General features: G+C 73.6%; 10 protein-coding genes and 1 pseudogene. 1 reads left to right on the top strand and 10 read right to left on the bottom strand.

The features are described from left to right. Positions 1 to 55: 55 nt before the first annotated feature. The 5 genes and pseudogenes from CRP52_RS31445 to xylB form a co-directional block, all read right to left on the bottom strand. Positions 56 to 937: an amidohydrolase family protein gene (locus CRP52_RS31445; RefSeq protein WP_257032951.1), complete on the bottom strand. Its 882-nt coding sequence runs from the start codon at positions 935 to 937 to the stop codon at positions 56 to 58. Between the two features lie 41 nt (positions 938 to 978). Then, a complete protein-coding gene (locus tag CRP52_RS31440; RefSeq protein WP_097239487.1) occupies positions 979 to 1,326 on the bottom strand; it encodes an L-rhamnose mutarotase in 348 nt (115 codons plus the stop codon). After that, positions 1,323 to 2,568: pseudogene (locus CRP52_RS31435) on the bottom strand (hypothetical protein); the annotation flags it as partial. The pseudogene CRP52_RS31435 and the gene CRP52_RS31440, both read right to left, overlap by 4 nt. Before the next feature lie 305 nt (positions 2,569 to 2,873). Next, positions 2,874 to 4,067 carry an ROK family transcriptional regulator gene (locus CRP52_RS31430; protein WP_097239486.1) on the bottom strand — a complete coding sequence of 398 codons (1,194 nt, stop codon included), beginning with the start codon at positions 4,065 to 4,067 and terminating at the stop codon, positions 2,874 to 2,876. Between the two features lie 74 nt (positions 4,068 to 4,141). Next, positions 4,142 to 5,572, bottom strand: coding sequence for a xylulokinase (gene xylB, locus CRP52_RS31425; protein ID WP_097239485.1), 1,431 nt, complete (start codon positions 5,570 to 5,572; stop codon positions 4,142 to 4,144). Between the two features lie 94 nt (positions 5,573 to 5,666). Between xylB and xylA the strand changes: the two genes are divergently transcribed. Next, positions 5,667 to 6,839: a xylose isomerase gene (gene xylA, locus CRP52_RS31420; RefSeq protein ID WP_097239484.1), complete on the top strand. Its 1,173-nt coding sequence runs from the start codon at positions 5,667 to 5,669 to the stop codon at positions 6,837 to 6,839. 72 nt (positions 6,840 to 6,911) lie between these two features. Here xylA and CRP52_RS31415 read toward each other — a convergent pair whose 3' ends face one another. From CRP52_RS31415 to CRP52_RS31395, 5 genes are all read right to left on the bottom strand, one after another. Next, positions 6,912 to 8,000 (bottom strand): aldose epimerase family protein, encoded by a 1,089-nt coding sequence (locus CRP52_RS31415; RefSeq protein WP_257032950.1) that lies wholly within the window; start codon positions 7,998 to 8,000, stop codon positions 6,912 to 6,914. A gap of 82 nt (positions 8,001 to 8,082) precedes the next feature. Beyond that, positions 8,083 to 9,591 carry an L-arabinose isomerase gene (araA, locus tag CRP52_RS31410; protein ID WP_097239483.1) on the bottom strand — a complete coding sequence of 503 codons (1,509 nt, stop codon included), beginning with the start codon at positions 9,589 to 9,591 and terminating at the stop codon, positions 8,083 to 8,085. 11 nt (positions 9,592 to 9,602) lie between these two features. Further along, the gene (locus CRP52_RS31405; RefSeq protein WP_218893142.1) at positions 9,603 to 10,280 is read right to left on the bottom strand and encodes an L-ribulose-5-phosphate 4-epimerase; all 678 of its coding nucleotides are present in this window, start codon (positions 10,278 to 10,280) and stop codon (positions 9,603 to 9,605) included. Then, positions 10,277 to 11,974 carry a ribulokinase gene (locus CRP52_RS31400; protein ID WP_257032949.1) on the bottom strand — a complete coding sequence of 566 codons (1,698 nt, stop codon included), beginning with the start codon at positions 11,972 to 11,974 and terminating at the stop codon, positions 10,277 to 10,279. The genes CRP52_RS31405 and CRP52_RS31400 overlap by 4 nt, the downstream gene beginning before the upstream one ends. 366 nt (positions 11,975 to 12,340) lie before the next feature. Then, entirely contained in the window at positions 12,341 to 13,372 is a 1,032-nt protein-coding gene (locus tag CRP52_RS31395) for a LacI family DNA-binding transcriptional regulator (RefSeq protein ID WP_257032948.1), read from the bottom strand. Positions 13,373 to 13,639: the final 267 nt, after the last annotated feature.

The raw sequence follows: 13,639 nt of genomic DNA, 5'->3' as shown, positions 1-13,639 counted from the left end.
GGGTGGGGTTCGGTGCGGGTGGGGTTCGGTGCCGGTGGGGTTCGGTGCCGGTGGGTCAGGTACGGGCGAGGCGGTAGAAGGTGGTCGCGGTGCCCGCGAGGATCGCCGAGGTCTCCTCGGCGGAGCACTCGTCGAGCAGTTCGTCCACGGTGGCGGCCCAGCGGTTCCAGCCGCCCGCGAGGTTCGCCACCGGCCAGTCCGAGCCGAACATCAGCCGGTCGGCGCCGAAGGCGCTCAGCAGGACGTCCCAGACCGGGCGGAGGTCGGCGGTGGTCCAGGTGTCGTGGTCGGCCTCGGTGATCAGTCCGGACACCTTGCAGACCACCTGGGGGTGCCCGGCCAGCTGCCGCAACCGACCTTCCCAGTCCCCCAGTTCGCCGCCGGCGATGTCCGGCTTGCCGGCGTGGTCGAGGACCTGGGGCAGCTCCGGGAAGCGTTCGGCGAGCCGGATCGCCTGGTCGAGCTGGTGGCTGCGGACGAGCACGTCGTAGCCCAGCCCGCGGTCCCCGAGCGCCGCCAACCCGCGCTCGACGTCGGGGCGTTGCAGCCAGTGCGGGTCCGACTCGCCCTGGACCAGGTGCCGCAGCGACCGGAGGTGTCCGCCGCCCGGTCCGGCGAGCAGCCGGTCGAGCTCGTCGCCGATCGCGGGGGACCTGAGGTCCGCCCAGCCGACCACGGCGTCGATCAGCGGGTCCTGGGCGGCGAGCGCGAGCAGGTCCGCGGTCTCGGGCACGTCCGGGATGCACTGCACGACGACCGTGCCGTGCAGCCGGCGTCCGGCCACCTCCCGGGTGGCGGTGGCGCGCAGGTCATCGGGGGTGAACGTGCGGCGGATCGAGGTGAGATCGGGGTCGTCGAGCCAGGCTTGCGGGCGCCGGTCGAGGTCCCACAGGTGGTGGTGGGCGTCGATGAGTCCCGGGGGTGGCGGGGTGGTCACGGGAGGCTCCGGTTCGGGTGGTCGGTCCGGTGCGGGTCTGGTCAGCCGGCGGTGTGCTCGCCGGGTTCGCCCAGGTGCCAGACCTCGGCGAGTTCGGTCCATTGGCGGGAGTCGCCGCGGTCGGGCCAGGGCTCCTGGCAGGGGTCGGTGAGCTTCCACCATTCCTGGGTCACCGGGTCGGCCTCCAGTTCCGCGATGTCGGCGTCGAAGTCCTCGCCGTGGTACTCGAAGTAGGCGAACAGCACGTCGCCGTGGAGGTAGATGCTGTAGTTGCGGATCCGCGCCCGGTGGAGGGCCGCCTCGACTCCGGGCCAGACGGCGGAGTGGAGTTCGAGGTACTTCTCCCGGTGCTCGGGGCGGAGCCTGATGGTCTGGGCGAAGCGCCTCATGCAGATTCCTCCGATGTTTGGACGTTCGACACCTCGACCGAGGCACCGAAGGGCGAACGATAGCCGGGGGTCCGGGCGCGCAGCTCCAGCCGGAGCGTGAGCCGGATCCGGGTGGAGGCGGGCATCCGAACCGTCAGGTAGGCGTCATGGCAGGCGGCTACCGACTCGCCGACCACCGGCTCGGTGTGGCCGTAGCCGTACATGTCGCCGATCCAGCCCTCGTCCGCACACGTCGTGTACCGGACCGAGGTGATGCTGTGCTCCGCGAAGGCGCCCGCCTGAAGGATAATGGTCCGATCTTTGTCTGGCGAGAGGTTCACCAACTCGACCGTGGTCGCCTCGGGGTCGATGGAGGTGACCAGGGCGGCCACGTCCTGCGGCAGCCCCGCGCGGCGGGCCTCGGCGTCGTGGTAGCGCAGCCGGGCCTGCTGGAGGCCGCCGTTGTAGAGGCACCTGGGGGCCGCCCCAGGTCAGCTGGACGAGGGCTTCGGTGGCCACCGGGTTGCACTGCTGCCACACGTGGATGTCGGCCTCCTCCACCTCCAGGTCGCGGTAACGCTCGATCCGCCGCAGCCGGTGGCGGACCTGCGCCTGGGCGGCGGCGAGGATCCGCTCGGGGTAGCCGGGGTCGTCGCCGGCGAGGAAGGCGAACCAGGCCTTCTCGTGCCCGGACTCCTCCTTGGCCCGGAACGGGCGCACCGTGCTCCAGTCGAGCTCGTCCGCTTCGCGCAGTCGCTCGATGCGGGCGCGGTCGGTGTCCGAGGCGGTGTGGTGCCACAGCGCCATCGGCACCGACAGGGTGACCGGGTTGTAGTCGAACCAGCCCGAGTCGTTGCGCCGGAACGGGAGGTGGAGCGTCGGCCGGTCGCGGTCCGGGCCGAGTTCGACCGCCCACTTGGACGGCAGGCTGGAGTCCGCCTCGGCGAAGGGCATCACCTTCGCCCGGGAGATGATCTCGTCGAGCGAGGTGCCGACCATCGCGAGGTAGTCGTCCTCCCCGGTGCTCACCGCGGCGGCGAGCGCCGCCACGCAGGCCGCGTGGCCCACGCTGTGCCAGCCGTGCGGCCAGGACCAGCCGTAGTGGCCGCCGTACCAGCGTCCTTCGAGCCGGCTGCCGACGACCCCGTCCGGGCCGACGTTGTCCGGGATGAGACCGCCGTTCGCCTCGGTGCGCTCCCGCCAGGCGCCGACGTAGTCGACGATCCAGTCGCGGTAGCGCTGCTCGCCGGACAGGATCCAGGCCGCCCTCGGGGGATTAATTAGCCGCCCTATCGAAAGGTTCGTCAAGAGTTCTCACAACCTCATTCGGAACGAGTTCCGACGGGTGGCCGACTCGTGGTGGCGCTAACACGAGGCAATTCATCGCATTTGTCCGAGACGAACTCGGCTTGGCTCTTGCGCGAGTTCTTGTGGATCCAACCGCACGGGTTGCAGCGTATGGAGGTGTACGGGGCGGTCGTGGTCGACCACGACTGACCACTGACCTGACCACTGACCGCGCGCGGAGCAGGCCCGGGCGCGCCGGGCCTCCCGCTCCCGGCCCCGGGTCAGCCGACCGGCAGCAGCGTGGGGTCCGCCATGATCCGGCGGACCGTGGTCTGCGCCGCGCCCAGCACGGGCCCGCGCCGACCCAGGGCGGACGGGCGCAGCGCCTCCGGCGCCCAGGGCCGGACGGTGACCCGCTCGCCGAGTTCGGCCCGGACCGGCGGCAGCAGCCACTCGGCCAGTTCGGCGTAGGTGCCGCCGAGGACGAGGCCGTCCGGGTCGATGAGGTCGACGGCGGAGGCGAGGGCGAGGCCCAGGGCCCGGCCCGCGCGGTCCAGCGCCGCCAGGGTCGGCGCATGTCCGGCGGCGGCCCGATCGGCCAGCAGGGCGACCGGGTCGCCGGCCTCCGCGGGACCGGCCGCGCCCGGGCCGTGCTGCGCGAGGCCGGCCTCGCGCAGCACGGCCGCCTGGCCCGCGTACTGCTCCAGGCAGCCGCGCGCGCCGCAGGCGCACCGGACGCCGTCCGGATGGACGGGGACGTGGCCGAGCTCGCCGGCGAAGCCGCGGGCGCCGCGGAACAACCGCCCGTCGATGACCAGGGCGGCCCCGATCCCGGCGTCCGCGGAGACGTGCACGAAGGTCTGCTCGGCCTGCTCGGCGTTCCAGTACTCGGCCAGCGCCCCGAGATTGGCCTCGTTCTCCGGCTCGGGCACGGTGCACGGGTCGGGCCAGTGGTCGGCGATGCCGACGGTGTGCCAGCCGAGGTTGGGTGCGCGTTCGACCCGCCCGGCCGGTCCGTTCGGCACCACCCCGGGCACGGCCAGGACCCGGCCCTCGACACGCAGTCCGAGGTCGCGGGCCTCGGCCTCCGCCTCGGCGGCCAGGGCGGCGGTCTCCGCCAGGACCTGCCCTGCCGGTCGGCCGGCGTTGGCCCGGTCCACCCGGCGCCACACCCGGGGTTCGCCGCGCAGGTCCACGACGCACGCGCCGAGGTGCGTGACGCCGATCTCCAGACCGAGGCCAGCCGGGCCCCGGTCGCGCACCGACAGCGCACGCCCGGGGCGGCCGACCCGTCCGTCGGGCGCGGTCTCCGCCTCGGTCAGCGCACCCCGTCCGATCAGTTCGTCGACCAGCGAGGAGACGGCCGCCCTGGTCAGTCCGACCCGGCCGGCGACGTCGGCGCGGGACAGCGGCCGGGCGAGCGGGTCGTGAGCGCTGACCGCGCCGAGGACCACCGAGAGGTTGCGCCGCCGCATGTCCTGTTGCGACGCGGGCCCGCCGCCCTGGCTGTTCCTCGCTGTGCCGACCACTGTCACGCGCGCGCCCCCTCCTACCGGTCCCCGGCCGGAGCTCCCTGCAAGGCCCCGGCCCGACGCAGGGTATCGCCGATCCGTTCGAGCGCGGCCGCGTCCCGGGCCACGGGCTCCAGCACCGGGCCGTCGGCGGTGCGCCAACGGCGTGCCACCGCGTCGGCGGGCTCGCCGGTGAGCAGGGCGGCGGCCTGGGCGGCGGCGCCGAGCGCGACCAGTTCCCGGGCGTCGGGCACCCGGACGGCCCGGCCGGAGAGCCGCAGCACGGTCCGCTGCCAGGTGCGGCCGCGGGCGCCGCCGCCGATCAGCAGCAGCGGTTCGTCGCCCGCCGGGTCCGTGCCGCCCGCGCGCAGCACGCCGTCCAGGGCGGCGAGCAGGGCGTGGGCGGCGCCGTCGTAGGCGGCCTGGAGCAGCTGTCCGGGGGTGGTGTCGTGGCGCAGCCCGTGGATCAGGCCGGAGGCGCCCGGGAGGTCCGGGGTGCGCTCGCCGTCCAGGTAGGGCAGGACGACGACGGTGCCGCCGTCCTCGACCTCCTCGCGCCCGCGTCCGAGCAGGGCGGCGAAGCGGTCGACGGCGAGGGTGCAGTTGAGCGTGCAGGCGAGCGGCAGCCAGCCGCCGAGGGCGTCGGCGAAGCCCGCGACGGTGCCGCTCGGGTCCGTCGGCCGCTTCCGGCCGACGGCGTAGACCGTCCCGGAGGTGCCGAGGCTGAGCACCGGCTGCCCGGGCCGCAGGCCCAGCCCGAGGGCGGCGGCCATGTTGTCGCCGGTTCCGGCGGCCACCGGGATCCCCGGGCGCAGCGCCGTCCCCGGGCGGACGGCGCCGGCCGGCGCGCCCGGCGTGCGGACCTGCGGGAGCAGGGCCGGGTCGAGGCCGATGCGGTCGAGGACGTCCTTGTCGTAGCCGTCCGGCCCCCACCAGCCGGTTCCGGAGGCGTCGCCCCGGTCGGTGACGGCCTCTCCGGTCAGCCGTTCGGTGAGGAAGTCGTGCGGCAGGCGGACGGCGGTGACGCGCTCGGCGGCGGCGGGCTCGTGGGCGCGCAGCCAGGCCCACTTGGGGGCGGTGAAGGCGGCGGTGGGGACGCTGCCGGTGCGGTCGGCGAGTTCCGCCGCGCCGATGGCGGCCCGCAGCTCGGCGGCCTGGGGGGCGGAGCGGACGTCGTTCCAGAGCAGGGCGGGGCGGACGGGTGCGCCGGTCGCGTCGAGGGTGACCAGCCCGTGCTGCTGGCCGCCGATCGAGACGGCGGCCGCGCGCCCGGCCCAGCCCGTCGCCGCGGTGGCCTCCTCGAACGCCCGCCACCACTGCTCCGGGTCGCTCTCCCGGCCGGCTCCCTCGCTGACGGTGTGCGGGGCGCGGCCCTCGCCCAGGACCGCGCCCGTGTCGAGATCGACGGCGAGGGCCTTGGTGGACTGGGTCGAGCTGTCGACGCCGATCACGACACGCTGCTCAGCCATGCGTTCCTCCGATGGGGTTCCTTCTGACGTCCCGGCATACTAATTTGTTGAGAGCCCTGACAAACACCCTTCCGCACCGATCCGGAGCCGTGCCATGTCCAGCGACCCGCTCGTCCCCACCCCCGCGCACAAGTTCACCTTCGGCCTGTGGACCGTCGGCTGGCAGGGGCGCGACCCCTTCGGCGACGCGACCCGTCCCGCCCTCGACCCGGTCGAGACCGTGCAGCGGCTCGCCGGGCTCGGCGCTTACGGCGTCACCTTCCACGACGACGACCTGATCCCCTTCGGCGCGGACGACGCCACCCGCGAGGAGACCGTCAAGCGCTTCCGCGCCGCGCTGGACGCCGCCGGGCTGAAGGTCCCGATGGCGACCACCAACCTGTTCACCCACCCCGTCTTCAAGGACGGCGCCTTCACCGCCAACGACCGCGACGTGCGCCGCTACGCGCTGCGCAAGACCATCCGCAACATCGACCTGGCCGCGGAGCTCGGCGCCTCCGTCTACGTGGCCTGGGGCGGTCGCGAGGGCGCGGAGTCCGGCGCCGCCAAGGACGTGCGCACCGCGCTGGACCGGCTGAAGGAGGCCTTCGACCTGTTCGGCGAGTACGTCGAGCAGCAGGGCTACGACCTGCGGTTCGCGATCGAGCCCAAGCCCAACGAGCCGCGCGGCGACATCCTGCTGCCCACCGTCGGCCACGCCCTGGCGTTCATCAACGCGTTGGAGCGGCCCGAGCGGGTCGGCCTCAACCCGGAGGTGGGCCACGAGCAGATGGCCGGGCTCAACTTCCCGCACGGCATCGCCCAGGCCCTGTGGCACGACAAGCTGTTCCACATCGACCTCAACGGCCAGTCCGGCATCAAGTACGACCAGGACCTGCGCTTCGGCGCGGGAGACCTCCGGCAGGCCTTCTGGCTGGTCGACCTGCTGGAGTCGGCCGGCTACGACGGCCCGCGCCACTTCGACTTCAAGCCGCCGCGCACCGAGGACTTCGACGGCGTCTGGGCCTCGGCGGCCGGCTGCATGCGCAACTACCTGCTGCTGGCCGAGCGCTCGCGCGCCTTCCGGGCCGACCCGGAGGTGCAGGCCGCCCTCGCCGCCTCCCGGCTGCCCGAACTGGCCCTGCCCACGGCCGGGGACGGCCTGGCCGGCCTGCTCGCCGACCGTTCCGCCTTCGAGGAGTTCGACGTCGAGGCCACCGCCCGGCGCGGCATGGCCTTCGAGCAGCTGGACCAGCTCGCCCTCGAACACCTCCTCGGCGCGCGCTGAGCGGCAACGCGAAGGGGGCGGCGGGCCCCGTCCGGCCCACCGCCCCCCGTTCACCGCCCGCCGGCGGGTCCGCTACTCCGCCGAGCAGCAGTAGACCGTCGTCGAGCGGAACTCCTCCCCCGGGCGCAGGACGGTGGAGGGGTACTCGGGGCGGTTGGGCGAGTCCGGGAAGTGCTGTGTCTCCAGCGCGATGCCCGCGTAGGCCCGGTACGGGCGGCCGGAGCGGCCGGTCAGCGAGCCGTCGAAGTGGTTCCCGGTGTAGACCTGCAGCCCCGGTTCCGTGGTGAGGCACTCCACCCGCCGGCCGCTGGCCGGGTGGCTCAGCACGGCGACCCTGCGGAACCCGTTCCCGTCGAGCACCCAGTTGTGGTCGAAGCCCGCTCCGGCCTGGCGCAGCTGCGGGTCCGGGCCGTCGACCAGGTCTCCGATCCGCCGGGCCTCGCGCAGGTCGAAGGGCGTGTCGGCGACCGGGGCGACCGGGCCGGTCGGGATCAGCTCCCCGTCGACCGGCAGGTACCCGGGGGCCTCCACCCGGAGCAGGTGGTCGAGCACCGTTCCGCTGCCCTCGCCGGCCAGGTTGAAGTACGCGTGGTTGGTGAGGTTGACGACGGTCGGGGCGTCCGTGGTCGCCCGGTAGCCGATCCAGAGCGCACCGGCCGGGTCGAGCAGGTACGTCACCTCGGCGGTGAGCGCCCCGGGGAAGCCCTGGTCGCCGTCGGGGCTGTGCAGCCGCAGGCGCACTCCGGCCCGCCTGCCCTCCCGGACGGGGACTCCGTCCCAGAGCCGGGTGGCGAAGCCGTCCGTTCCGCCGTGCAGGGTGTGGCCGGTGGGCTGGGTCACCAGCCGGTGCGTCGTCCCGTCGATCGGCAGCCGGCCGTCGGCGATCCGGTTGGCGTAGCGGCCGACCGTGGCGCCGAGGTAGGCGGCCTCGCCGAGCAGGTCCTCGACGCCGTCGCAGCCGAGGACGACGTTCGCCCGCCTTCCGTGCCGGTCCGGCGTGTGCAGGGCCTGGAGGCGGGCGCCCAGGTCGAGCACCTCCGCCGTCAGGCCCTCCGGTGAGCCGATCGTCCAGCGGGTGACGGTCCGGCCGTCCGGCAGGGTGGCGGCGACCTCCTGGCTGACCGTCAGTTCGCCCGGGGACACGAGTGCGTCGCTCGGCACGGGGTTTCTCCGTTCTTGCGGGGCCGGTGGAGGACGGGCGGCGCCTGCCGGGCCGGCGGGCAGCGTCGGCCCGGCAGGGGTCTCACAGGCCCTGGGCGAGCCGGTGGTAGGCCTGGTTCCAGCGCAGTTCCTTGGTGAACCGGCGGATGTTCGTGTCGTCGTCGATCACCAGCAGTTCCACGCCGATCATCTCGGCGAGGTCCTCCAGTTCCTCGACCCCGAGCGCGCCGGAGAGCACGGTGTGGTGCGGTGCGCCGGCCGTCAGCCAGGCCTCGGTGGAGGTGTGCAGGTCCGGGCGCGGCTTCCAGACGGCGCGCGCGACGGGCAGGTTGGGCAGCGGCGCCGGCGGCTCGACCACGTCGACCTCGTTGGCGACCAGCCGGAAGCGGTCCCCGAGGTCCGCCAGGCCGACCACCACGGCGGGGCCGGGCTCGGCGTCGAAGACCAGCCGGACCGGGTCCTCGCGACCGCCGATGGAGAGCGGGTGGATCTCGCAGGAGGGGGTGGCCGCGGCGATGCTCGGGCAGACCTCCAGCATGTGGGCGCCGAGGATCAGCTCGCGGCCGAACTCCAGGTGGTAGGTGTAGTCCTCCATGAAGGAGGTGCCGCCGGGCAGTCCGGTGGCGGCCGCCTTGAGGGTGCGCAGCAGGGTGGCGGTCTTCCAGTCGCCCTCGCCGCCGAAGCCGTAGCCGTCGGCCATCAGCCGCTGCACGGCGAGGCCGGGCAGCTGGCGCAGTCCGCCGAGGTCCTCGAAGTTGGTGGTGAAGGCCCGGAAGCCGCCCTGCTCCAGGAAGCCGCGCAGGCCGAGTTCGATCCGCGCGGCGTAGCGCAGCGACTCGTGGCGCTCCCCGCCGGCCCGCAGCTCGGGCACCAGGCGGTAGCGGTCCTCGTACTCCTTGACCAGTGCGGTGACGTCGCCGTCTTCCGTCGCGTCCACGGCGGCGACGAGGTCGTTGACGCCGTAGGTGTTGACGGAGACGCCGAAGCGCAGCTGGGCCTCGACCTTGTCGCCCTCGGTGACGGCGACGTCGCGCATGTTGTCGCCGAAGCGGGCGAGCTTGAGGTCGCGCAGTTCGGCGCGGCCGACGGCGGCGCGGGCCCAGGTGGCGACCCGGCCGGAGACGGCCGGGTCGCTGACGTGTCCGGCGACGGTCTTGCGGGGCACGCCGAGGCGGGACTGGATGTAGCCGAACTCGCGGTCGCCGTGGGCGGCCTGGTTCAGGTTCATGAAGTCCATGTCGATGGTCTGCCAGGGCAGTTCGACATCGGCCTGGGTGTGCAGGTGGAGCAGCGGCTTCTGCAGGGCGTCCAGGCCGGCGATCCACATCTTCGCCGGGGAGAAGGTGTGCATCCAGGCGATCAGGCCGATGCAGTCGTCGGCGGAGTTGGCGTCCAGGCAGATCCGGCGGATCGCCGCGGCGTCGGTGAGGACGGGCTTCCAGACGACCTCGACCGGCAGGAGGAGGTCCCGGTTCAGGGCTTCGGCGATCCGCTGGGACTGCTCGGCGACCTGGCGCAGCGTGTCCTCGCCGTAGAGCCCTTGGCTGCCGGTCAGGAACCAGACCCGGCGGCCGGGCAGTGGCTTCTTCATGGGGTGGCTCCTCACCGGCCCTGGGGCTGGCCGTAGACGTTCTGGTAGCGGAAGTTGAGGCTGTCGATGTCCGCCTGGGCGATCGGCAGGGGCTCGCCGAGCTGGCGGGAGAGGTGGACGGTGCGGGCGACGTCCTCGCACATCACGGCGGCCTTCACGGCGGCCTTGGCGTCCTTGCCGATGGTGAACACGCCGTGGTTCTGCATCAGGACGGCGGGCGAGCGGTGGCCCTTGAGGGTGTCCACGATGCCCCGGCCGATCGAGTCGTCGCCGATCAGGGCGAAGGGGCCGACCGGGATCTCGGCGCCGAACTCGTCGGCCATCGCGGTGAGCACGCAGGGGACGGCCTCGCCGCGGGCCGCCCAGGCGCAGGCGTAGGTGGAGTGGGTGTGGACCACTCCACCGACCTCGGGCAGGTGGCGGTAGACGTAGGCGTGCGCGGCGGTGTCGGAGGAGGGCGCGTGTTCGCCCTCGACGACGTTGCCGTCCAGATCGCAGACGATCATGTTCTGCGGCGTCAGTTCCTCGTAGGAGACGCCGCTGGGCTTGATCACCAGCAGGTCCTCGCCGGGGACGCGCGCGGAGACGTTGCCGGCGGTCCAGACCACCAGGTTGTAGCGGACCAGCTCCTGGTGCAGGTCGCTGACCTGGCGGCGGATCAGGTCGATGGTCGCTTCGGTCGCGTTCACAAGGCCTCGCTCGGGGTGGTGAGGGCGGCGTTCCGGATGTCACGCAGGCGGTGCAGGAGCTTGTCGGCGCCGAGGCCGAAGTGGTCGTGCAGGGCGCGGTACTCGGCGAAGAGCCGGTCGTACACGTCGGCGGCGGCCGGGTCGGGCCGGTAGGCGCCCTGCTGCAGCCGGCCCATGGCCTCGGACGCGGTCCGTACGTCGGGGTACGCCCCGGCGGCGACGGCCGCGTGGATCGCCGAGCCGAGTGCGGGGCCCTGCTCCGACTCGGCGACGGAGACCGGGCGGCGCAGCACGTCGGCGTAGATCTGCATCAGCAGGGCGTTCTTCTTGAGGCCGCCGGTGACGATGAACTCGGTGACGGGGACGCCGCCGCGCTCCAGGGCTTCCACGATGACGCGGGTGCCGAAGGCGGTGGCCTCCAGCAGGGCCCGGTAGACCTCCTCGGGGCGGGTGGCCAGGGTGAGGCCGACGATCACGCCGGACAGGTGGTGGTCGACCAGGGTGGAGCGGTTGCCGTTCATCCAGTCGAGCGCCACCAGGCCGTGCGCGCCGACGGGTTGGGCGGCGGCCTTGCGGGTGAGCAGCTTGTGCAGGTCCCCGCCGTCGGCCTCGGCCTCGGCCAGGTAGTCGGCGGGCACGCCCTGGCGCAGCCACCAGGCGAAGATGTCGCCGACGGCGCTCTGGCCGGCCTCGTAGCCGTAGGAGCCGGCGACGATGCCGTCCTCGACCACGCCGCAGATGCCGGGGACGTCGGCGAGCGTCGCCCCGTTGACGACGTGGCAGGTGGAGGTGCCCATGATGGCGAGGAGCCGGCCGTTGTCGACGGCGCGGGCGGCCGGGGCGGCGACGTGGGCGTCGACGTTGCCTGCGGCGACCGCGATGCCCTCGGGCAGGCCGGTCCACTCGGCGGCCTGCGCGGTGAGCGAGCCGACCCGGGAGCCGAGCGGGGAGAGCGGGTGTTCCAGGCGGGTGCGGGCGAAGTCGGCGAAGTCCGGGTGGAGCGCGGCGAGGTAGTCCTCGCTCGGGTAACTCCCGTCCTGGTGGATGCCCTTGTAGCCGGCCGTGCAGGTGTTGCGGCTCTCGGCGCCGGTGAGCTGCCAGACGATCCAGTCGGCGGCCTCGATCCAGCGGGCGGTCGCGGCGTAGACCGCCGGGTCCTCCTCCAGGACCTGGAGGGCCTTGGCGTACTGCCACTCGGCGGAGATCCGGCCGCCGTAGCGGGAGATCCACTTCTCGCCGCGGGCGTGGGCCAGGGCGTTGATCCGGTCGGCCTGGCCCTGGGCGGCATGGTGCTTCCAGAGCTTGGGCCAGGCGTGCGGGCGGGTCGCCCAGGCGGGCGTCTCGGCGAGCGGGGTGCCGTCGGCGAGCACCGGCAGGACGGTGCAGGCGGTGAAGTCGGTGGCGATGCCGATGACCTGTGCCGGGTCGACGCCGGCGGCGGCGACCGCGGCCGGCACGGCGGTGCGCAGCACCTCGCGCCAGTCCCCGGGGTGCTGCAGCGCCCAGTCGGGCGGGAGCGGCCGGCCGGTGCCGGGCAGTGAGCGCTCGATGACGGCGTGCGGGTAGTCGTGGACGGCGGTGCCCACCTCCTCGCCGTCCCGCACCCGGACTACCACGGCGCGGCCGGAGAGGGTGCCGAAGTCGATGCCGACGACGTAGCGGTCCGGCTCGGGGGCGGCAGGATTGACGGTCACGTGCTCATCCTTCGTACGGGGGAACGGCGTTGACGCCGTGAACAGATGGTGTCGCCCGTCGCCGGTGTGGTCCGTGACCGGGGCAGGGGGGGAGCACACCGGCGACAGGCTCCGTTCCGCTACCTCTCCCTCATGAAGGGCGGAACGAGGGGCCACCGGCCGAGTGCTGGGAAGCGGGTGTCAGCGCTCGGCCGGCGGAGTTGGGAGGCGTCTCTGTTAACGCTCACAGGGATTGTTAACGCTAACAACACCCATGTCAAGAGAAGTTCCCTGGTCGAGCAGCCACCTGCGGAGCGAGGGGGTGGGATGGTCAGGAGCGCGGCGGCGAAACCCGTCGGCAGCGCCGTCGGCGGCCCCGACGGCCGTTCAACGCCCGGAGACGGGGGCCGCGCTGCGCCGCAGCACCATCTCCGGAGTGATCTGCACATGGGCCGGGGAGGGCGCAGTGCCCTCCAGCGCCCCGACGAGCATCTCCAGGGCCCGTCGGCCGAGTTCGGCGAAGTCCTGCCGCATGGTGGTCAGCGGCGGAGTGAAGTAGGCGGCCTCCGGGATGTCGTCGAAACCGACCACGCTGATCTCCTCCGGGACCGACCGGCGGGCCTCGTTCAGGGCGCGCAGCAGCCCGAGCGCCATGTGGTCGTTGGCGCAGAACACGGCGGTGACGTCGCGCAGTTCCAGCAGCCGCAGCCCCGCCTGGTAGCCCGAGCGAGCGCTCCAGTCGCCGCGCTGCACCTCCGGCACGGGGGCTCCGGCCGCCAGCAGCGTGCGGCGCCACCCTTCCTCGCGGTCCTGGCTCTCCAGCCAGTTGGCCGGCCCGGCCACGTGGTGCACGGTGCGGTGGCCCAGGTCGAGCAGGTGCCCGGTGGCCTCTCCGGCACCGAAGCGGTTGCTCACCGACACCATGGGCACCTGGCTCTGGTTGCCCGAGCCGACCGCGACCACCGGCACCGAGCTGGAGAGCCGGGCCACCGCGCTGACGGAGGAGGTCTGCGGCGCGATCACCACGACGCCCTCCACCCCCTGGTCGCGCAGCCGGTCGACGGCCTCCTGGACCGAACGGCCGTCCAGCGAACGCAGACTGGACACGCTCACGAAGTACCCGGCGCTGCGCGCGGCCTGTTCGATGCCGTCCAGCATCGAGGCCGGCCCGTAGAGCGTCGACTCGAAGCTGACCACGCCGAGGGTCTGCGAGCGGCGGGTGACCAGGGCCCGGGCGGCGGAGTTGGGCCGGTAGTCCAGCTCCCGGATGGCGGCCAGCACCCGGTCCCTGGTGTCCGGCCGGACGTGCGGGGCGCCGTTGAGCACCCGGGACACCGTCTGATGGGACACCCCCGCCAGTTTCGCCACGTCCGCCATCACTGGCTGGCGCTGTTCCGTCCCGGCGTTCTCGGTTCCCACGCGTAGTCCCCTCCTCGGCTGCCGACCACAGTACGCGACCGGGTCCGGGCCGATCCGTCACCCTCGGTCCATCGGGCGGCTACCTTCTTACCAGCCGTTCACGCCGGCCACATGTGGCCATTGCGGTAGGTGAGCGCTCACCGGTTCGCCCGAACCGCCAAATGGACCCGGCCCGGACGTCGCGGACCCGCTTGCTCCCGACACTCCGACGCCTTCCCGGCCGTTGACCGGATCACACCGTCGGAGGCCGGGTCACACCGTCGAGGG

This window comes from Streptomyces sp. 1331.2 (assembly GCF_900199205.1).
Classification (GTDB): Bacteria; Actinomycetota; Actinomycetes; order Streptomycetales; family Streptomycetaceae; genus Kitasatospora.
This window is presented reverse-complemented; position numbering and strand designations above follow the sequence as displayed.